At 72.8% G+C, this 19,777-nt stretch carries 23 protein-coding genes; 8 read left to right on the forward strand and 15 right to left on the reverse strand.

All coding sequences use genetic code 11. The annotated features are described in order from the left end of the window. Window positions 1-9: 9 nt before the first annotated feature. Window positions 10-768: an enoyl-CoA hydratase-related protein gene (locus PSED_RS25025; RefSeq protein ID WP_013677025.1), complete on the reverse strand. Its 759-nt coding sequence runs from the start codon at window positions 766-768 to the stop codon at window positions 10-12. Window positions 769-843: 75 nt separating this feature from the next. On the opposite strand from PSED_RS25025, the gene PSED_RS25030 reads away from it, so the two are divergent. Continuing rightward, a complete protein-coding gene (locus PSED_RS25030) occupies window positions 844-1,239 on the forward strand; it encodes a TOBE domain-containing protein (protein ID WP_013677026.1) in 396 nt (131 codons plus the stop codon). On the opposite strand, the gene PSED_RS25035 is transcribed toward PSED_RS25030, so the two are convergent. From PSED_RS25035 to PSED_RS25055, 5 genes are all read right to left on the reverse strand, one after another. Further along, complete coding sequence (locus PSED_RS25035) at window positions 1,217-2,209, reverse strand: amidohydrolase family protein (RefSeq protein ID WP_013677027.1); 993 nt, start codon at window positions 2,207-2,209, stop codon at window positions 1,217-1,219. The two genes, PSED_RS25030 and PSED_RS25035, sit on opposite strands and share 23 nt — an antisense overlap. 73 nt (window positions 2,210-2,282) lie before the next feature. After that, a complete protein-coding gene (locus tag PSED_RS25040; protein ID WP_013677028.1) occupies window positions 2,283-2,885 on the reverse strand; it encodes a cysteine hydrolase family protein in 603 nt (200 codons plus the stop codon). Between the two features lie 97 nt (window positions 2,886-2,982). Next, window positions 2,983-3,978 (reverse strand): zinc-dependent alcohol dehydrogenase family protein, encoded by a 996-nt coding sequence (locus PSED_RS25045; RefSeq protein WP_013677029.1) that lies wholly within the window; start codon window positions 3,976-3,978, stop codon window positions 2,983-2,985. Window positions 3,979-3,984: 6 nt separating this feature from the next. Next, window positions 3,985-5,028 (reverse strand): L-glyceraldehyde 3-phosphate reductase, encoded by a 1,044-nt coding sequence (gene mgrA / locus PSED_RS25050; RefSeq protein ID WP_013677030.1) that lies wholly within the window; start codon window positions 5,026-5,028, stop codon window positions 3,985-3,987. Window positions 5,029-5,084: 56 nt separating this feature from the next. Further along, window positions 5,085-5,375, reverse strand: coding sequence for a hypothetical protein (locus PSED_RS25055; protein WP_013677031.1), 291 nt, complete (start codon window positions 5,373-5,375; stop codon window positions 5,085-5,087). Window positions 5,376-5,567: 192 nt separating this feature from the next. Here PSED_RS25055 and PSED_RS25060 point away from each other — a divergent pair, with 192 nt between their 5' ends. Next, window positions 5,568-6,056: a nuclear transport factor 2 family protein gene (locus PSED_RS25060; RefSeq protein ID WP_013677032.1), complete on the forward strand. Its 489-nt coding sequence runs from the start codon at window positions 5,568-5,570 to the stop codon at window positions 6,054-6,056. A gap of 137 nt (window positions 6,057-6,193) precedes the next feature. Here the strand turns inward: PSED_RS25060 and ligD are convergent, their stop codons facing one another. The 7 genes from ligD to PSED_RS25095 form a co-directional block, all read right to left on the reverse strand. Beyond that, window positions 6,194-8,245 (reverse strand): DNA ligase D, encoded by a 2,052-nt coding sequence (gene ligD, locus PSED_RS25065; protein WP_013677033.1) that lies wholly within the window; start codon window positions 8,243-8,245, stop codon window positions 6,194-6,196. 50 nt (window positions 8,246-8,295) lie between these two features. Continuing rightward, window positions 8,296-8,736, reverse strand: a complete 441-nt coding sequence (locus tag PSED_RS25070; protein ID WP_013677034.1) for an anthrone oxygenase family protein — start codon at window positions 8,734-8,736, stop codon at window positions 8,296-8,298. Window positions 8,737-8,738: 2 nt separating this feature from the next. Next, on the reverse strand, window positions 8,739-9,125 hold the full coding sequence (locus PSED_RS25075) for an ATP-binding protein (RefSeq protein WP_013677035.1): 387 nt from the start codon (window positions 9,123-9,125) through the stop codon (window positions 8,739-8,741). Window positions 9,126-9,213: 88 nt separating this feature from the next. Beyond that, window positions 9,214-9,399 carry a hypothetical protein gene (locus PSED_RS25080; RefSeq protein WP_132975736.1) on the reverse strand — a complete coding sequence of 62 codons (186 nt, stop codon included), beginning with the start codon at window positions 9,397-9,399 and terminating at the stop codon, window positions 9,214-9,216. A 55-nt stretch (window positions 9,400-9,454) separates the two neighbouring features. Continuing rightward, on the reverse strand, window positions 9,455-11,140 hold the full coding sequence (locus tag PSED_RS25085) for a SulP family inorganic anion transporter (protein ID WP_013677037.1): 1,686 nt from the start codon (window positions 11,138-11,140) through the stop codon (window positions 9,455-9,457). Between the two features lie 202 nt (window positions 11,141-11,342). Next, window positions 11,343-12,287, reverse strand: a complete 945-nt coding sequence (locus tag PSED_RS25090) for an NADP-dependent oxidoreductase (protein WP_013677038.1) — start codon at window positions 12,285-12,287, stop codon at window positions 11,343-11,345. A 55-nt stretch (window positions 12,288-12,342) separates the two neighbouring features. Beyond that, the gene (locus tag PSED_RS25095) at window positions 12,343-13,260 is read right to left on the reverse strand and encodes an NADP-dependent oxidoreductase (RefSeq protein WP_013677039.1); all 918 of its coding nucleotides are present in this window, start codon (window positions 13,258-13,260) and stop codon (window positions 12,343-12,345) included. 326 nt (window positions 13,261-13,586) lie between these two features. Here PSED_RS25095 and PSED_RS25100 point away from each other — a divergent pair, with 326 nt between their 5' ends. Genes PSED_RS25100 through PSED_RS25125 form a run of 6 tightly spaced genes read left to right on the forward strand, consistent with a single transcriptional unit; the run spans window position 13,587 to window position 17,530 of the window. After that, a complete protein-coding gene (locus tag PSED_RS25100; RefSeq protein ID WP_013677040.1) occupies window positions 13,587-14,198 on the forward strand; it encodes a sulfite oxidase-like oxidoreductase in 612 nt (203 codons plus the stop codon). Then, complete coding sequence (locus PSED_RS25105) at window positions 14,195-14,917, forward strand: ferredoxin reductase (protein WP_013677041.1); 723 nt, start codon at window positions 14,195-14,197, stop codon at window positions 14,915-14,917. The genes PSED_RS25100 and PSED_RS25105 overlap by 4 nt, the downstream gene beginning before the upstream one ends. Before the next feature lie 24 nt (window positions 14,918-14,941). Then, window positions 14,942-15,385 carry a DUF5709 domain-containing protein gene (locus tag PSED_RS25110; RefSeq protein ID WP_013677042.1) on the forward strand — a complete coding sequence of 148 codons (444 nt, stop codon included), beginning with the start codon at window positions 14,942-14,944 and terminating at the stop codon, window positions 15,383-15,385. Between the two features lie 14 nt (window positions 15,386-15,399). Next, window positions 15,400-15,930, forward strand: a complete 531-nt coding sequence (msrA, locus tag PSED_RS25115) for a peptide-methionine (S)-S-oxide reductase MsrA (RefSeq protein ID WP_013677043.1) — start codon at window positions 15,400-15,402, stop codon at window positions 15,928-15,930. Window positions 15,931-15,944: 14 nt separating this feature from the next. Next, window positions 15,945-16,574 carry a uracil-DNA glycosylase family protein gene (locus PSED_RS25120; RefSeq protein ID WP_013677044.1) on the forward strand — a complete coding sequence of 210 codons (630 nt, stop codon included), beginning with the start codon at window positions 15,945-15,947 and terminating at the stop codon, window positions 16,572-16,574. Window positions 16,575-16,630: 56 nt separating this feature from the next. Then, entirely contained in the window at window positions 16,631-17,530 is a 900-nt protein-coding gene (locus PSED_RS25125; protein ID WP_013677045.1) for a GNAT family N-acetyltransferase, read from the forward strand. Window positions 17,531-17,664: 134 nt separating this feature from the next. Here PSED_RS25125 and PSED_RS25130 read toward each other — a convergent pair whose 3' ends face one another. Then, the gene (locus PSED_RS25130) at window positions 17,665-17,994 is read right to left on the reverse strand and encodes a hypothetical protein (protein ID WP_013677046.1); all 330 of its coding nucleotides are present in this window, start codon (window positions 17,992-17,994) and stop codon (window positions 17,665-17,667) included. A gap of 31 nt (window positions 17,995-18,025) precedes the next feature. Beyond that, window positions 18,026-19,738, reverse strand: a complete 1,713-nt coding sequence (ctaD, locus tag PSED_RS25135) for an aa3-type cytochrome oxidase subunit I (protein ID WP_049803503.1) — start codon at window positions 19,736-19,738, stop codon at window positions 18,026-18,028. Window positions 19,739-19,777 lie beyond the last annotated feature (39 nt).

Raw genomic sequence — 19,777 nt, forward strand, 5'->3', positions numbered from 1 at the left:
ACACTGGGGTCAGGTCCGACTGCGGCCGAGGCCCTCCCGGTAGCGGGCGAGCTGGTCGAGGGTCTCGGGGTGGTCGAACACCCGGCCGAACTCGACGGTGCTCTCGTCGATCCCGTCGGTCAGCGTCGTGTTCAGCCACGTCTCGAACAGCCGCTTCTGGCTCGCGACGACGGTGGCGGTGTGCCGCGAGGTCCGCTCGAGCCACCGGCCGAGCTCGGCGTCGAGCTCCGCCCGCTCGACGACGCCGTTGAGCAGGTGGAACGGCTCGAACACCGGGACCGGGTAGAGGTCGCCGGTCAGGATGATCTCCCTGGCCAGGCTCAGGCCGACGTGGTGGTGCAGCAGCGCCGCATCGATCACCGACGGCACCCCGACCTTGATCTCGGGCAGCCCGAACGACGAACCGGGCGTCGCGATCCGCAGGTCGCAGGCCAGGATCAGCTCGAACGCCAGGCCGAGGCAGTACCCGTCGACGACGGCGACAGTCACGACCTCGGCGGTGCGCACGGCGGCGATGAAGTCGCGCGCACCGCGGATGAACGCCTCGGCGCTGCCCGCCTCGAACGACTCGAACGCCGCGACGTTCATCCCCGCCGAGAAGGCCCGCTCGCCGGTGCCGCGGAACACGACGGCGCGGATGCCGTCGAGGTCGGCCAGCTCGGCGGTCGCGGACGCCAGGTCGGCGGGCATGATCGTGTTGAGCTTGGCAGGCCGGTCGAAGGTCAGGGTGAGCACCCCGTCGGTGCGCGTGGCGGCGATTCCGGTCATGTCGTGGGCCTTTCGAGGGGTTCTGCGGACGGCCGAGGGCGGCGTCGGATGAGGGCGGTCCTAGGATCGTCGGCCATGGCGAGGTTCCGGATCTCCCAGGCAGCGGACCTGATGGGCGTCAGCGACGACACGGTGCGCCGCCACATCGACTCCGGGCGGCTACGGGCCGGCCTCGACGAGTCGAACCGCAAGGTCATCGAGGGCATCGACCTCGTCGAGTTCATCCAGAACCACAACCCGGCCCCCGACGACCCGCTGCACGTGCGGACGTCGGCGCGCAACCGCATGGTCGGGCTCGTCACGAAGGTCACCACCGACAAGGTGATGGCGCAGGTCGAGATGCAGTGCGGGGCCAACCGGATCGTGTCGCTGATGAGCTCGGAGGCGGCGCGCGACCTGGGCCTGGAGCCCGGGTCGCTGGCGGTGGCCGTCATCAAGTCGACGAACGTCACCGTCGAGACGCCGGGCTGACGCGCGCCAGCGCCGCGAGCGCGTTGTCCCGGCCGATCGCCTGGCGCAGCGCGGCGTCGACGTGGTCGAGCACCGCGCCCGCGGGCGCCTCGCGGACGACGAACGGGTAGTCCGTCCCGAGCACGACGTGGTCGGCCCCGAACCGCTCGGCCGAGAGGGCGAGGCTGGCGGCGTCGTAGGTCAGCGAGTCGCACCAGAGGTCGCGTGCGAGCTGCGTGGGCGGTGGCGCGTCGGGCCGGTCGAGCGAGGAGCCCTTGTCCAGCCGCGGCAGGATCTGCGGCAGCGCTCCCCCGCCGTGGGCGAGGCAGACGGTGACGCCGGGGCGTCGCGGCGGGCGCGTCACCAGCCCGGCGCCGGCGATCGCGGTGGCCGACGGCATGCCCAGCCCGAACCCGAGCCCGAGTGCGACGGCGCGCGGATCGAGCGTCTGGTCGACGGGATGGACCAGCACGAACGCACCGAGCCCCGCCGCCTCGTCGAAGAACGGGTCGAGGACCGGGTCGGCCAGCTCCGTCGTGCCGACCACGGTACCGATCTCGACGCCGGCGAACCCGAGGTCGAGCACGCAGCGGCGCAGCTCGCCGACCGCCGCCTCGACGTCCTGCAGCGGGACGGCGCCGAGCGCGAACAGCCGGTCGGGCGCCTGCCCGCACAGGTCGGCCAGGAAGTCGTTCTGCGTGGCGCACAGGGCGACCGTGGGCGCGACTGGCTGGTCGTGCGAGAGCGTCACCGGGATCGGCGAGACGAACTGCGCCGCCACGCCGTCGGCGTCCATGTCGGACAGCCGGCGCCGCGCCGACCAGCAGCGATCGTCGATCTTCCGGTACAGGGCCCCGTCGAGCAGGATGTCCGCCGCGTCGTCCGCCGTCCTCTCGACGGTGGGCCAGCGACCGGGGCCCGGCGCCGCCAGGTCGGGGGCGATCGCATGCGTGTGGACGTCGATCCGGCCGCGGGGAACGTTGGCTCGCACGGACCGACCGTATCCCCGGGCCCGTGGCGCCTCCCCGGGCGGCACCACGGCCCCGGAGCCCGCAGCGGCGTCTCTAGTCCGGAATCTCGTCCTGGCCGCCGACGACGACGCCGAAGAGGTCGGCGATCGAGGCCAGGCTCGCCGCCTGCAGTGCCGAGGCCGCGACCTCGCCGGACCCGTCGGCACCGGGCAGGGTGCGGGTCGCCGTGGCCGCGCCGACCACCGTGGGCGAGTAGCCGAGGCTGAACGCGCCGCGTGCCGTCGAGTTCACGCACATGTGCGTCATGAAACCGGCGAGCAGCAGCGGGCGGCCGGGGTGCTGCGCGAGCAGCGAGCCGAGCTCGGTCCCGGTGAACGAGTTGGGGTAGTTCTTCACGACCGTCGGCTCCCCGGCCCGCGGCGCGACCCGGTCGACGATCGCCCCGATCTCCTCGCGCACGTCGTAGGGCGACCCGGGGCCGGCGTCGTGCTGGATGTGGATGACCGGGATGCCGGCGCTGCGGGCCCGGTCGAGCAGCTGCTCGGCCTGGTCGAGTGCGGCCTGGACGCCCTCGAGCTCCATGAGCCCGCGGGTGTAGGTGTTCTGGCAGTCGATCATGACGAGGCTGGACGCCGACAGGGCGGGCGGGTCGGCGGGCAGGCCGCTCACCGCGCGCAGGGTCGTCGGACCGGACATGGGTACTCCTCGCACGTCGTCGGGCAGGGTGCGCTCGACCGTATCCGGACGGGGCCGCGGCCGGCACCGTCCGGAGGACCCGCTGTCGCGGGTGCCCTCATTCGCCCACCAGCACCGCCGCGCCGGTGACCCGGCCGGCGGCCAGATCGGCGAGCGCCCGGTCGGCGGTCGACATCGGACGCGGGTCGACGGTCGGCCGCACCCGCAGCGCGCCGGCGAGCCGCAGGAACTCCTCGCCGTCGGCCCGGGTGTTGGCGGTGACGCTGCGCAGCTGTCGCTCGCGGAACAGCTCGCGCTCGTAGTCGAGCGCCGGGACGTCGGAGAGGTGGATGCCGGCGACGGCCAGCGTGCCGCCCGCGTCGAGTGCGCGCAGCGCGAGCGGCACGACGCCCCCGTCGGGCGCGAACGTCACGGCCGAGTCGAGCGGTTCGGGCGGGCCGTCGGCGGCCGGACCGGCCGACGCCGCGCCCAGCGACAGGGCGAGCTCGCGGGCCGCCGGGGAGCGGGTCAGCACGTGGACCGTGGCGCCCTGGGCGATCGCGACCTGCGCGACGACGTGCGCCGAGGCCCCGAAGCCGTAGATCCCGAGCCGCCCGCCCGGCGGCAGCTCGGCCCGGACCAGCGCCCGATAGCCGACGATCCCGGCGCACAGCAGCGGCGCCGCGGTGACGTCGTCGAGCGCGGCGGGCAGCGCGTAGGCGTAGGCCTCGGGCACGACGGCGCGCTCGGCGTACCCGCCGTCGGCGTCCCAGCCGGTGAATGCGGCGTCGGGACAGAGGTTCTCCCGGCCGGTGCGGCAGAACCGGCACCGCCCGCACGTGCCGCGCAGCCACGCCACGCCGATCCGGTCGCCGATCCCGAACCGGCCGGCACCCGGGCCGAGCGCGTCGACCGTGCCGACGATCTCGTGCCCCGGCACCGTCCCGGGACGCCGCGGCGGCAGGTCACCCTCGGCCAGGTGCAGGTCGGTGCGGCACACCCCGCACGCGCGCACCCGGATCCGCACCTCGCCGGGCCCGGGCTGCGGGTCCGGGAGCTCCGCCCGGACCAGCGGTGATCCCGGTCCGGGGCGGTCGACGATCCACGCGTCCACGCGACGTCAGAGCTCACCGCGGCGCGCGGACCGCCAGAGGTCGACGTCCGCCTCCTCGGCGACCAGTGCGTCGATCTCGGCGAGCTCGGCGTCGGAGAGCACGAGGTTCTCCAGCGTCGCGACGTTCTGCTCCAGCTGCTCGACCCGCGACGCACCGATCACCAGCGACGTGACGCGCTCGTCGCGCAACGCCCACGCCAGCGCGAGCTGCGCGAGCGTCTGACCGCGCTGCTCCGCGATCCCGGCCAGCGACCTCAGCCGGTCGACCATGTCGCCGGTCAGCCACTCGGCCGGCAGCGTCGAACCGCGCGAGGCCCGCGAGTCCTCGGGGATGCCGTCGAGATAACGCGAGGTCAGCAGGCCCTGGGCGAGCGCGGTGAAGCCGATGACCCCGAAGCCCTCGTCGGCGGCGGCATCGAGGAGGCCCTCGGTCTCGATCCAGCGGTTGAGCATCGAGTACGACGGCTGGTGGATCAGCAGCGGCGTGCCGAGCTCACGCAGCAGCCCGGCCATCCGGCGCGCGTCGGCGGCGGTGTAGGACGAGATGCCGACGTAGAGCGCCTTGCCCGCCCGCACGGCCGCGTCGAGGGCGGCCGCGGTCTCCTCCGGCGGCGTCGTCGGGTCGAAGCGGTGCGAGTAGAAGATGTCGACGTACTCGAGGCCGAGCCGGCGCAGCGACTGGTCCAACGAGGACAGCAGGTACTTGCGCGACCCGCCGCCCTGACCGTAGGGACCGGGCCACATGTCCCAGCCCGCCTTCGTCGACACGACGAGCTCGTCGCGGTACGCGGCCAGGTCCTCGCGCAGGATCCGGCCGGCGTTGATCTCGGCCGAGCCGTACGGCGGCCCGTAGTTGTTGGCGAGGTCGAAGTGCGTGATGCCCAGGTCGAAGGCGCGCAACGCGATCGCCCGCTGGGTCTGCATCGGACGGTCGTCGCCGAAGTTGTGCCAGAACCCGAGGGAGAGCAGCGGCAGGTCGAGGCCCGAGCGGCCGCAACGCCGGTAGCGCATCGTGCCGTCGTAGCGTGCCGGGTCGGGGCGGTGGGACATCGAGAGGCTCCTCGGTCGTCGGTCCGCCCCAACCGTGGCACACCGGCGCGATGGCGTCAGCCGTGATCGGCGGACACGACGACCGGCATCCGGCGCAGCCGTTCGACCAGCAGGTCGGCCTCGGCGGCGGTGAGCGACACCGTGGCGCTCACCGGGCTCTCGACGACGCCGTCGCGGACGTCGACGGACAGGTCGTGCACGCGGTACATCCGGCCGCGCAGCATCGCGACGACGCGCAGCGCGCCGTCGAGTCCGCCGCCGACGTAGGCGGTGACACGCCGCTGGGCGACGAGGTCGCGGGCGACGGGGCGGGGGGCGACGGCGGGCCGCGTGAGGGTGACAGTCATGACGGATCCGTTCCAGGAGCTGGGCGTTCGGAGGGATCCGGACCAGGTTCCGGCGAGGACGCACGGCGACGGCGCGCCGGCGACCTGGCTCAGCCGGCGCGCTCGATAATGATCAGGAACGACGACGCGCGCACGGCCCGACCGTAACAGATCGTCCCGCCGTCGGGCAGCCGACGGGCGCACACTGGGCGGGTGCCGGACCCGACCACCGCTGCGCTCATCCGCCGCTACTACGACGCCTGCACCGACGGCGACCTCGCCGAACTCGGTGCGACGCTGCACCCCGACGTCGTGCACTGGTTCCTCGCGCCCAACGTCGGCTCGGCGCCGGTGCGGGGGCGCGAGCACCTCGCGCGTTACTGGCGCAAGGTCACGCGGATGATCGACGCACGCTGGGTCGTCGACCACGTCGTGACCGACGGGGACGAGGCCGTCATCGAGTGGACGATGTTCTGGCGGCCCGACGGTGCGGCCGAGCGCGTCGCGACGCGGGGCGCGGAGTGGTTCGTGCTGCGCGACGGGCTGATCGCCGAGATCCGCTCCTACTACCAGCAGCGTCCGGAGACGACCGGTCTCGACGGCTTCCCCTACGCCGAGCGCGGCTACGCCGTGGCCGGCCGCGAGGCCAGCGACGTGCACCCGGACGCGGTCGAGCACCGCGCTCCCCCTGGGGGCGTCTGACGGATCGCCGTCGATGGGCTCAGTGATCCGGGCGGTTCGTGGCAAGGCGGAGCCGGGTCGGCATACCGGGCGTATTCGGGCCTGGCGACAACGCAGTCACGGATCGCCCGGGCGCCGAGACCGCGACGAGTGATCCGTCAGACGCCCCCTAGCTCCGGCAGGACCTGCTCGCGTCCGACCAGCGGGAACATCGGGTCGCCGACGGCGTCGAGCCGGTCGAGCGCGGTCCCGACCGTCCAGCGGTCGGGCCGCAGCTCGGGGTCGTCGAGCTCGTCCCAGCTCAACGTCATCGACACCGGGGCGCCGGCCGCGGGCCGGGCGCTGAACGGCGCGACGAGCGTCTTGTTGATGACGTTCTGCGTGTAGTCCAGGCGCATCCGCCCCGCCCGGCGGTCGGTGTGCCACTCCCAGGAGATCAGCTCGGGGACCATGCGCCCCACGGCCCGCGACACCTTCTCGACCCACCCGCGGGTGTCGGCGAACGTCGGACCGGGCGTCACCGGGACCCAGATCTGGACCCCCCGCTTGCCGGTGACCTTGGGCGCCGCGGCGACGCCCAGGTGGTCGAGCGCGGCGCGGTAGAGCCTCGCGACGGCGAGCACCTCGTCGAACGCCGTGCGCGGACCCGGGTCGATGTCGATCAACGCCCAGGTGGGCCGGTGGACGTCGGGCAGCCGCGAGGTCCAGGGGTGCAGCTCGACCGCGGCGAGGTTGGCCAGCCACACGAGCGTCGCGGTGCTGTCGACGACGACGTAGTCCTGCACGTCGCCGGGTTCGGCGTCGGGGTAGCGCCAGCGCGTCACCCAGTCCGGCGCGTGGACCGGGATCTCCTTCTGCCAGAAGCCCTCCCGCGCCACGCCGTCGGGGAAGCGCTGCATGTTCACCGGCCGCCCCTGCAGGTACGGCAGCAGGTACGGCGCGACGCGCGCGTGGTAGCGCACGAAGTCCCGCTTCGTGACGGGCGGCCCGCCGTCGCGGCCGGGGAACAGCACCTTGTCGAGGTTCGTCAGCGCGACCTCCTCGCCCGCGACGTGCCAGGTGCCCTTGCGGCGCAGGGCGTCGAGGGCGGCGAGCTCGTCGCCGGTGGCGGCCCGGACCCGCTCGGCCGGCGCCTCCGCTCTCGCCGACGCTGCTTCCGCTGGCTCCGACGCTGCGGGCGCCCGCGCGGGCTCGGGGGCCGGCGCGCGCACGCCGTAGGACGCCAGCGGTGCCCGCGCGAACGCGCCGTCGATACGCACCTCGTGCGGGTCGCGGTCGGGACGCAGCCCCCGCCACACCGAGTGCCGCAGCCGGGCGTCGTGGGTGAGCGTGCGGTACTCGACCTCCCCGACCAGCCGCGGCTGCACCCACCGCACACCACGGGCGTGTTCGCGCGGCACGCCGGAGGCGAAGGGATCCTCGTCGCTGCGCAGCTGTTCGAGCTTCTCCCGCAGCGACCGCAGCGCGGCCTCGCTGAACCCGCTGCCCACGTTGCCCAGGTAGTGGAGCCGGCCCTCGTCGTCGTAGGCGCCGAGCAGCAACGAGCCGAGCGCGCCGCGGCGGCCCTGCCCTGGCGTCCAGCCGCCGAGGACGACCTCCCGCGTGGTGAACAGCGCCGTCTTCACCCACGATGCCGCCCGCCGCCCGGGCTCGTAGCGCGACGTCCGCCTCTTGGCGACGATCCCCTCCAGGCCGTGCTCGCGCGCGACGTCGAGCATCTGCGCGGGCGGCACCTCGGTCGTCGACGGCGGCACCGCGAAGCGGGCCCAGCCGTCGACACCGAGGCCGGCGAGTGCCGCGCGCCGGTCGTCGTAGGTCTCGCGCAGCAGCGAGCGCTGACCGACGCGCAGCACGTCGAACGCGTAGAAGCGCACCGGGACCTCGGCGAGCAGCGGCCCGGACGGGTGCCGGACGTGCATGCGGTTCTGCAGCAGCCCGAAGTCGGGACGGCCCGCCTCGTCGAGCGCGACGATCTCGCCGTCGAGCACCAGGGGCTGCCCGGTGTCGACGCCGGCCAGCAGATCGGGGTAGCCCAGCGTGACGTCGTTGCCGTTGCGGCTGGTCAGGTGCACCTCGCCCGCGTCGTCGACGTCGAGCAGGGCGCGCACGCCGTCCCACTTGAACTCCACCGCCCACCCGGGACCGGACGGCGGGCGGCCGGGGGTGGCCAGCATCGGCCGCAGGGCGGCGTCGGGCCGGCGGGCGGGCATGGGCCCAGCCTGCCCTGCCCTGCCGCGTCGCGCGTCACCCGGCGGGGTCGTCAGCGCATCGGCACGAGCACCGCGAGGAGCACGAGGAACGCGACGAGCGCGGCCGTCGACCGTACGACGTCGATGCGTTGCCAGCGCCGCACGAGCGCGCGCCAGTCGGCGGGCGGGTCGGCGGCGTCCCAGCCGTCGACCCGGATGTTGATAGGTACCGTGCCGAACGCGGAGACCAGGACGAACACCGCGAGCACGCCGACACCCAGCCACGGGAGGACACCGCCCGCGAGCACGGCCGCGACCACCGCCAGGACGACCGTCGGCACCATCACCGCCGGGACGAGCACCCGCAGCCGGCGGACGAGGGACTGCCGGGCGAGCAGGTGGGAATGGTCGGGCAGCGCCGTGAGCGCCGGAGCGATCCCCCACCGGACGAGCAGTTCGCCGCCGGCGAGCACCCCGGCGAACGCCGCCGCGACAGCGGGCAGCACGGTCATGGTCAGCGGCGGACGTCGGCCCAGACGGTCTTCCCCTCGTCGCGGGTCTCGATGCCCCACCGCACGCTGAGCCCGCGCACCATCGGCAGGCCCAGCCGGGGCCGGCCGTCGGTCACCGTCTCCGGGCCGCCCTGGACCGACCATGCGCCGTCGCTGACCGCGACGCGCACGACCTCGCGGCCCACCTCGTCGCGCCGCGGTTCGACCGACACCGCGAACGGGGTCCTCGCGTGGGTCACGGCGTTGACGGCCAGCTCGTCGGCGACGATGACCACGGCCGCGCCGACCTCGCCGTCCGGAGCGATATCCATGTCGCGCAGCGCTTCCCGCACCTGCTCGCGCACGTCGGCGAGCTCGTCGGGCCGCGGCTGGTGGATCGTCACGAGCACGTCGCCTCCCGGGGCCCGTCGCCGGTCCCGGCGACGTCGGCCGCTGGAAGCCTAACGGGCGCAGCCGTTCGCGCCAGTCCCGACTCGGTCAGCCACCGGTGATCGCGCCGGACTTCACCAGTTCGGCGAGCTCGGCGCGCCACGTCCCGTGCTCGTCGACGTGGCGCAGGCCCATGTCCCCGATGCAGTCGGCGCAGCAGCCGTGCACGTTGAGCAACGCGTCCTTGGAGCAGCGCCGACACGGGCGCGGTTCGGCGATCGTCTCGTCGGCCACGGCCGGCATCGTCGCACACCGCGGTGGCACGACCCGGGGAACCTCGCCGGCACGCTCATGACGTGCTCCGCCCGAACTCCTCGAGCGCCTCGCCGGAGGTGTCGAAACAGGCGTCCTCGCCGATCCGGGCGGTGATGCCGTAGTGGTCGAGCTGCGCGCGCACGGGGTCGAGCAGGTTGGAGACGACGAACCGCACCCCCGCCGCCTCGAGCCGGTCCAGCACGACGTTCAGCACCGCGCCCGCGGTGTAGTCGACGTCGCCGATCGCCGCCGCGTCCAGGCAGTACCAGCGCACGGGCGGCCCGGTGCCGAGGAGCAGGGCCACGTCGTCGGCGAACCGGGCCGCGTTGGCGAAGTACAGACCGCTGCCGAACCGGTGCACGACGAGCCCCTCGACGGTCCGCGCCCCGGCCGTCACGGGCAGCGACCGCCAGTGCCCCTGGGCCGACTTCGTCAGCACGCTGCTGCGCGGCGCGTAGCTGTGCCGCAGGTGGTCGGCGATCGAGGCGATCACCGCGACGACGATGCCCGTCTCCACGCCGACCACCACGACGGCGACCGTCGTCAGCGCCGCGACGGCGAACTCCAGCCTGCGGACCTGCCAGATCCGGCGCATCCCGGCGACGTCGACCAGTTCGACGCCGATCAGCAGCACCACCGCGGCCAGCGCGGCGAGCGGCAACAGCGACAGGTACGGCGCGAGCACCAGTACCGCGACGACGCTCGCCCCGGCGGCCGCGAGGTGCGCGAGCTGGCTGCGACCGCCCGCGGAGTCGATCATCTGCGTCTTCGTCGGGCTGCCGTTGACGACGAACGCGCCCGTCGCCGCCGCCGCGAGGTTGGCACCGGCCAGACCGACGACGTCGCGGTCGGTGTCGGCCACGTCGCCGTGGCGGGCGGCGTAGGCGCGGGAGGTCGCCGCACTCTGCGCCAGGATGACGACGAGCATCGACAGCGCGAGGGGCAGCACGGCCCGCAGGTCGTCGATGCCGAGCGCGGGCAACGCGAACCCGGGCAGCCCGGCCGGGACGTCGCCGAGCACCGTCAGCCCGCGGGCGTCGAGGCCCGCCGCCGCGGTCACGACGATCGCCGCGACGACGGCGACCAGCGTGCCGGGGATGCGTCGCGAGATCCGGCGCGCCACCAGCACGACGACGATCACCCCTGCCGCGGTGGCGACCGCGATCGGGACCACGTCCGGGAGGTTCACGGCGACGGCCCACACCTTCTCCGGCGTCGAACCGCCCGTCGGCGGCAGCCCCAGCGCCTCGGGCAGCTGCCCGACCGCGACCTGGATGCCGACCCCGGTGAGGAACCCGACGAGCACGGTGCGCGACAGGAAGTTGGCCAGCACCCCGAGCCGCACCACCCGCGCGACGACGAGCAGCACCGCGACGACCAGCGCCGTCGTCCCGGCGAGCCGGACGTACTCCGGGGTGGCGGCGGGGACGCCGAGCACCGCGAGACCCGCGGCGAGCATGGCAGCGGTCGCGGAGTCGGCACCGACGACCAGCTGCCGCGAGGCCCCGAGCAGCGCGAACACGACCATCGGCAGCAGCATCGTGTACAGCCCGGTCTCGACGGGCATGCCCGCGATCCGCGCGTACCCCAGCACCTCGGGGATCGCGAGCGCGGCGAGGGTGAGCCCGGCGACGACGTCGGGGACGATGCCGCCGCGGCGCAACGAGACCGCGGGCGCGAGCCATCCCGGTCGCCGACGCGTCCGCGATGCTTCGGTCATCGGCGTTCCTCCCCCGCAGCCCGGCGTCGATCAACACGGCGCAGGGTGGGGAGCCTGACGGACGTCCGCCGTCCCCCGCAACGACCGGCACGGGCGCGCTCGGGGCCGGGACGCCGGGCCTGCTCGTGCGCGAGCCGGAGGGAGTGGTCGCGCACCCGGGTCGCGTCGCCGGCAAGTGCTCGCGGACGGCGTCCTCCGGTCCTCAGGGGCGAACGCGGATGACCGTCTTGCCCTTGGCCGGCGCCGTCGTGGTGAAGGCGGCGACGGCGTCGTCGAGCGTCGCGACGGTGCCGATGTTGGTGCGCAGTCGTCCGTCCCGGACCCGCTGGGCGATCTCACCCAGTTGCGCGCGATCGGAGACGACGACGAAGTCGACCGCCAGGCCGTCGGCGGGGCGGGCCTCGGGAGGGCCGGTGACGGTCACCAGCGTTCCGCCGGCCCGGACCAGGGCGGCCGACCGCTTCTGGACGTCGCCGCCGATGACGTCGAACACCAGATCGACCCGGCCGACGTCCTCGAGGGTGTCGCGGTCGAGGTCGACGAACTCCTGCGCGCCGAAGTCGAGCGCGGCCCGGCGGCCGGTCGCGCGCCCGGTGCCGATGACGTGGGCGCCGGCCTCGCGCGCGAGCTGGGTCGCCATGGAACCGACCGCGCCGGCCGCGCCGTGCACGAGGACACTCTGCCCGGCCCGGAGACGGCCGTGGTCGAACAGGCCCTGCCACGCGGTCAGCCCCGTCATCGCGACGCCCGCTCCCGCGACGAGGTCGACGTCGCCAGGCAGCGGCGCGAGGTTGCGCGCCTCGACGACCGTGTACTCCGCGAGCGTGCCGTCGCGCGTCCAGTCGGTGAGGCCGAACACCCGTTGGCCCACCGACAGTCCGGACGTCCCGTAGCTGAGGGCGGTGACCACCCCGGCCAGCTCGTGGCCGGGGACCGACGGCGTCCGGTCCCGGCCGAGACGATCGATCCAGGTCGACGGCCACTCCAGCTCGTCGCCGGTGTATCCCGACGCATGGACCGCGACGACGACGTCGCCGTAGTTGGCCCCCTCGAGGCCGGCGAGCCTCGCCGCGTCCGGGTCGGGGCGCTCCGCCAGTCTCATCCCGGCCGTCCCGGCGGCCCGGTCGGTCACCACGATCGCCTTCACCGCGAACACCTCGCTCCATCGATCCTCGGGCCGGCGACGGCTGCGCCCGGCGTCCTCACGGGCGAACGCGGATGATCGTCTTTCCGGTGGGCCGCTCCGTCGGGTTGAAGGCGGCGACGGCGTCGTCGAGGGTCGCGACGGTGCCGATGTTCGTCCGGAGCCGTCCGTCACGCACCCGCCGGACGATCTCGCTCAGCTGGGCGCGATCGGCTTCGACGACGAAGTCGATCGCCAGCCCGTCGGCGGGGCGTGCCTCGGGCGGGCCGGCGATGGTCACCAGCGTCCCGCCGGCCTGCACCAGGGCGGCCGACCGCTTCTGGACGTCGCCGCCGATGACGTCGAAGACCAGGTCGACCCGGCCGACGTCCTCGAGGGTGTCGCGGTCGAGGTCGACGAACTCCTGCGCGCCGAGGTCGAGCGCGGCCTGACGGTCGCGGGCACGTCCGGTGGCGACGACGTAGGCGCCCGCCTCCCCCGCGAGCTGCGTCACCATCGAACCGACTCCGCCTGCCGCGCCGTGCACGAGGACGCTCTGCCCGGGCTGGAGGCGGCCGTGGTCGAACAGCCCCTGCCATGCGGTGAGCCCCGAGATGGGCAGGCTCGCGCCGACCGTGAAGTCCACGTCGCCCGGCAGCGGCGCGAGGTTGCGCGCCTCGACCGCGGTGTACTCGGCGAGGGTGCCGTCGCGGGTCCAGTCGGTGAGGCCGAACACCCGCTGGCCCACCGACAGTCCCCTCGTGCCGTACCCGAGGGCGCTGACCACGCCGGCCAGCTCGTGCCCGGGAATCGACGGGGTCCGGTCGCGGCCGAGGCGGTCGGTCCAGTTCGACGGCCACGTGAGCTCGCCCGGGGTGAATCCCGAGGCGTGCACCTCGACGAGCACGTCGTTCCCCGCCGGCGCCGGCGCGTCGCGCTCCACCAGCGTCATCCCGGCCGTACCCGCGGCCTGGTCCGTCACGACGATCGCCTTCATCGGGCCACCTCTCTCAGTCCGTCTGCCCTGCCGCACACCACGAAGATTTGTGGACGATACCGTCCATAACAATTCGAGTCACGGCCCCCTGGTCGAGCCCGACACACCAGGCCCGATCAGCGCGGACGGGTGCCACCTCGGGGATCACCCGGGACGGAAGGTCCGCCACATCCGCGCTGTGATGGGTCGGACAGCTACTGAACAGTGGACTTGACAGTTCACTTTTGCGTGACAATATTCGGCGCCAGAGCCGCTGTCCGGCCCGTTGCCGGACGCCGAGGTCTGCCCTCGGAGCGGCGCGCCGACGACGGGAAGCGAACCTCCAGATGGCCCTGACAAGGGGATTCAGCGGACGGAGCCGGGGTCCGCAGGACACCCGGCTGCCTCCGGGCCAGTACGACGCCGGCGCGGCCTGGCCCGTGCTGCACGTCGAGTCGACCCCCAGCATCGACACCGCGCGGTGGACCTTCGAGGTGGACGGTCTGGTCGACACACCGGTTCGGTGGAGCTGGGAGGAGATCCGGGCGCTGCCCGGCTCCCGGTACGAGGGCGCGATCCACTGTGTGACCACCTGGTCGAAGTTCGGGATGCGCTTCGACGGCGTATCCGTCGACACCCTCCTCGACATCGCCGGGGTGGGCGCCGACGCGGCCTTCGCACTGGCGCGGTCGCACACCGGTTACACCACGAACCTTCCGCTGGACGACCTCACCGGCGGCAAGGCGTGGGTCGTGTGGGACGTCGACGGCGAGCCCCTCCAGGACATCCACGGCGGTCCGGCCCGTCTGCTCGTGCCGCACCTGTACTTCTGGAAGAGCGCGAAGTGGGTGTCCGGTCTCACGCTGCTCGCCGAGGACCAGCAAGGGTTCTGGGAACGCAACGGCTACCACGACCATGGCGATCCCTGGCGCGAGCAGCGCTACCAGGGAGATCGATGACCGCCGTGGTTCGCGGCAGGGCGCCCCACCCGGGGCCCTGGCAGACCGCGCGGGTGACCGGCATCCGCCGGGAGACCCCGACAGCGAAGTCCTTCACGCTGACCCTGTCCGAGCCACGGGCGTTCTGGCCCGGTCAGCACATGATCGTCCGGCTCACCGCCCCCGACGGCTACCGCGCCCAGCGGTCGTACTCGATCGCCAGCGCGCCGTCGGGCGCCGCCGAGCTCGACCTGACGGTCGAGCTCCTGCCCGACGGGGAGGTCTCGCGCTTCCTCCACGACGCCGTCGAGGTGGGCGACGTCCTCGACGTGCGCGGCCCGATAGGCGGGCACTTCGCCTGGGACCTCCGGCCCGCGCTCGGCGTCGCCGGCGGCTCCGGGATCGTGCCGCTGATGTCGATGCTGCGCCACGCCCGGGCCCTCGGCGAGCCGGACCTGTTCCGGCTCGTCGTCTCGGTGCGCGGGCCCGAGGACCTGTACTACGCGGCGGAGGTCCGGGGACCGGAGACGTCGATCGCGTTCACGCGCGCCGTGCCCGACGGGTACGCCCGGCCGCCCGGCCGGCTGACCGCAGACGATCTCGCCGCGGCACTGGACCCGGACCGCGAGCTCTACGTGTGCGGGTCGACCGCCTTCTGCGACGCCGCCACCCGGCTCGCGGAGGCGGCGGGGGTGCCCACCGGACGGATCAGGGTCGAGCGGTTCGGAGTCACGGGATGACCGCGGCGCTGACAGGAGTGCGACATGGCTGACGACAGCGACGGCGTGGACGGGGTCGACATCGACAACGGCCTGCTCGACGACGACGACACCCTCGACGGACGCGGGGTCGATGTCCTCGACGAGGGCTACACGGTGCCGGAACGGCCGTGGGAGCGGGACCACTACGGGGTCACGGCGCGGGAGGCGCACGATCACGAGAGCCTCGCCGGCCGCCTGGCCCGGGAGTTGCCCGACGTGGGGGACACCGACGACGGCGACGGACTCGGCGACACCCCGGGCACCGACGGCGAGCTGTACGACGACGAGGTCGGTGTCGTCCGCTCCGGGCGCCTGGTGGACGTCGAACCCGGCGGCGAGTGGGACGATTTCGCCTACCTCAACGCCGTCGATGTCGGGAGGGACGGCGGCGCGGCCAGCGCCGAGGAAGCGGCCGTCCACATCGTGCGCGACCCCGACGACGCGTGAGAAGGGAAACCGAGATGACGACCGAGCCGCAGCGGGCGGTCCTCGCCGGAGGCTGCTTCTGGGGGATGCAGGGTCTCATCCGCTCCCGTCCCGGCGTGCTGTCCACGCGTGTGGGCTACACCGGCGGTGACACCCCGTACGCCACCTACCGCAACCACGGCTCACACGCCGAGGCCATCGAGATCACCTACGACCCGGCCGCGACGACCTACCGCGACCTGCTGGAGTTCTTCTTCCAGATCCACGATCCCAGCACACCGAACAGGCAGGGCAACGACGTCGGCACGTCCTACCGGTCGGCGATCTTCTACCTCGACGACGAGCAGCGCAGGGTCGCCGAGGACACGATCGCCGACGTCGACGCATCGGGGCTGTGGCCGGGCAAGGTCGTCACCGAGGTCGCGCCCGCCGGTCCCTTCTGGGAGGCCGAGCCCGAACACCAGGACTACCTGCTGCGCTACCCGCACGGCTACACCTGCCACTTCCCGCGGCCGGGCTGGGTGCTGCCGCGACGCCGTGACGTCGCGTCGCAGCCGTCGACCTGACGCTCGGCCACACCGTGGACGGATCGGCGACGGGGACGAGCACCGCACTGGAGCGGATCCGGGAGGAGATCATCGCGGACCCGGCCAACCGGGCCGCGACGGCCGCGGGACTGCAGCCGATCTACACCGCGCACCCGCAGGCCCGGATCGTGCTGATCGGGCAGGCCCCGGGAACGCGCGCGCAGCACAGCGGCATCCCCTGGAACGACCCGAGCGGGGTGACGCTGCGGCGCTGGCTCGGGGTCACCGACGACGAGTTCTACGACCCGACACTGTTCGCGATCCTGCCGATGGACTTCTACTTCCCGGGCAAGGGCGCCCACGGTGACCTGCCGCCGCGCCCCGACGTCGCACCACGCTGGCATCCGCGGCTGCTCACGGAGCTGCCGCACGTCCGGCTCACGGTCCTGATCGGCCGCTACGCGCAGAAGCACTACCTTCCCGGCGCCACCGGAACGACCCTCACCGACACGGTCCGGGCCTTCCGCGACCACCTCCCCGACCGCATGCCCCTCGTCCACCCGTCGCCGCTGAACTTCCGTTGGCAGACCCGGAATCCGTGGTTCGCTGAGGAGGCCCTCCCGGCCCTGCGCGCTCGCGTGCAGGCGGTGCTCGGAACCCGCACCGACCCGGACGGGCGGTGACGACGGCACGCGCGGACACGGGCCGCGGCCCGACGACACGACGGAACAGGGAGCTCATGAGCAGCGAGGAACGGGCGCAGGTGACCGAGGACCTGACCGACAACACCGCCGAGAGCCGCTTCGAGCTCCGTCGCGACGGCGAGCTCGTCGGGTGGCTCTACTACCGCCACCTGCGGCCCGACCGGTACGCACTGCTGCACACCGAGGTCGAGCCGAGTCATCGACGTCAGGGCGTCGCCGGTGCGACGGTGCGCCGGGTGCTCGACGAGATCCGCGCCCGGGGAGGCACCGTCACGGCGATCTGCTCCTTCGTCGTCGACTTCCTGTCGCGGACGACGGGCTACGCCGACCTCCTCGACCCGCGGCACCCGGGATACTCCGATCGCGCGGCCGCCGAGGCCGCACGCCGCGAGCAAGCCGACGGGCGGGGTGTCGCCGAGCACGCCGTCTCGTTCGAACGGCCGTCGCAGGAGGCGACGCGGAAGGAGCCGGACATGAGCGCAACCGACGAGCGGATCGTCGCGACCGCACGAGCGACACTGCCGGCCACGAACCGGCTCGAGACCGAGATCCGGGCCGGGGACTTCGTGGGTGTGGCCGACGATCCGGCCGTCGGCACGCCGGGGGCGGGCCCGACCCCGACCGAGTACCTGATGATGGCGCTCGCCTCGTGCACGGCCATCACGCTGCGGAGCTATGCCGACCGCAAGTACGACTACGCCGGCGACATCACCGTGGACGTCACCTACCACGAGCCGACGACCGTCGGGGCCTCCCGATATCTCCACCGCACCATCCGGCTGTCGGAGGAGGTCCCCGAGCAGGACTTCCAGTCGATGATCAACATCGTCGAGAAGACACCGGTCACCCTGCTGCTCCAGTTCGCCTGGAGTGTCCGGACCGAGATCGCGAACGGTCCCGCCGACACCACCACCGTTCCGACGACGGCCTCCTGACCCGGGCCGGCACGACGCCCGTCCGGCCTGGGCAGGAGGTCCTCGCCTGCGACGGCGCCTGTGCCGCGCCCGGGGCCGCCGTGATCCGGACCTCTCCGGACGTCATCCGACAACGGTTCAGGACGGTGCCGAGGTCATTTCCGGTAGCGGCCGACGAAGCCGCTGCCACGGTTGTCGCCGACGAATCGAATTCCCACGACCTCGTCCTCGACGACGATCCAGTAGAGGTCGTAGCAGGCACGAAAGTCCGGAGGCCAGAACGAGCAGAAACGGCCGTCGCTGCCGATGTACCAATTTCCCGCGGTCGGCCGACCGCGGTCGACGTACGTCGTCGCACCTGACGGCTCGAAGGTCTGCACGGAACCGTCCTCGAAGACGAATGTTCCCGCGAGCAGGGCCGCGCGGATGTGCTCGGTGGCCACGACGGCGCCGTCCGCGGCACCGATGTCGCTCAACGTGGTCATTGCTCCTCCTGGTGCTCCAGCTGACCGGTGGTCATGTCTCCGCGGGTGAGGCGGCTCCGCGCGGAGCCGCTGTCCCGCTGTGGGCCTCGTCGCGGAACTGCTCGACCAGGTGCGGATAGTGCAGCTCGAACGCCGGCCGCTCGGACCGGATCCGCGGCAGCTCGGTGAAGTTGTGCCGCGGCGGCGGGCACGACGTCGCCCACTCCAGCGAGTTCCCGAAACCCCACGGGTCGTCCACGGTCACCACACGCCCGTACCGGTAGGAACGGAACACGTTCCAGATGAACGGCAGCGTCGAGGCCCCCAGGACGAACGCGCCGATCGAGGAGACCGTGTTCAGCGTGGTGAACCCGTCGGTCGGCAGATAGTCCGCGTAGCGGCGCGGCATGCCCTCGTTGCCCAGCCAGTGCTGCACCAGGAACGTCGTGTGGAACCCGACGAACGTCAGCCAGAAATGGACCTTCCCCAGCGTCTCGTCCATCATCCGGCCGGTCATCTTCGGGAACCAGAAGTAGATCCCGGCATAGGTGGCGAACACGATCGTCCCGAACAGCACGTAGTGGAAGTGCGCCACCACGAAGTAGCTGTCGGACACGTGGAAGTCCAGCGGCGGCGAGGCCAGCAGGATGCCCGTCAGACCACCGAACAGGAACGTCGCCAGGAAGCCGACGGAGAACAACATCGGCGTCTCGAACGTCAGCTTGCCCTTCCACATCGTGCCGATCCAGTTGACGAACTTGACACCCGTCGGGATCGCGATGAGGAACGTCGTGAAGGAGAAGAACGCCAGCAACACCGCGCCGGTGGCGTAGAGGTGGTGCGCCCACACCGCGACCGACAGGGCCGCGATGGAGATCGTCGCGTAGATCAGGCCCTTGTAGCCGAACAGTGGCTTGCGGCTGAACACCGGGAGGACCTCCGAGACGATCCCGAAGAAGGGGATCGCGACGATGTAGACCTCGGGATGGCCGAAGAACCAGAACATGTGCTGCCACAGGATCGCCCCGCCGTTGGCCGGGTCGAACACGTGCGCCCCGAGGTGCCGGTCCGCCAGCATCCCGAACAGGCCCACGGTCAGGACCGGGAACGCGATGAGGATCAGGATGGCCGTCACGAAGATGTTCCAGGTGAAGATCGGCATCCGGAACATCGTCATGCCGGGCGCGCGCAGGCAGACGATCGTGGTGATGAAGTTGACGCCACCGAGGATCGTCCCCAATCCGGACACGATCAACCCGGCGAGCCACAGGTCGCTGCCCGCTCCGGGGGAGTACTGCGCCGAATGCAGCGGCGCATAGGCGAACCAGCCGAACGCCGCGGGCCCACCGGGTGTCAGGAACCCCGACAGGACGATCAGGCTGCCGAACAGGAACAACCAGTACGACAGAGCGTTGAGCCGCGGGAACGCGACGTCGGGGGCCCCGATCTGCAGCGGCACGATGTAGTTGGCGAAGCCGAACAGGATCGGCGTCGCGTACAGCAGCAGCATCGCCGTGCCGTGCATCGTGAACAGCTGGTTGTACTGCTCGGGCGAGAGGAACTGCAGCCCCGGGCGGGCCAGCTCGGCGCGGATCAGCAGCGCCATCGCACCGCCGACCAGGAAGAAGCCGAACGACGTGACCAGGTACAGGATCGCGATGTCCTTGGGGTCCGTCGTCCGCAGCATCCGGAGGAACATCGAGCCCTTCGGCCGGCGGCGCGCTGGGCCGGGTCGGATCGCCCGAGCGGGCGCGAGTTGGGTCATGACGCCTTCCCGAGTGGAGTCGGTGGGGGTTCGCAGGCA

Source organism: Pseudonocardia benzenivorans CB1190 (assembly GCF_000196675.2).
Taxonomy (GTDB): Bacteria; Actinomycetota; Actinomycetes; order Mycobacteriales; family Pseudonocardiaceae; genus Pseudonocardia; species Pseudonocardia benzenivorans.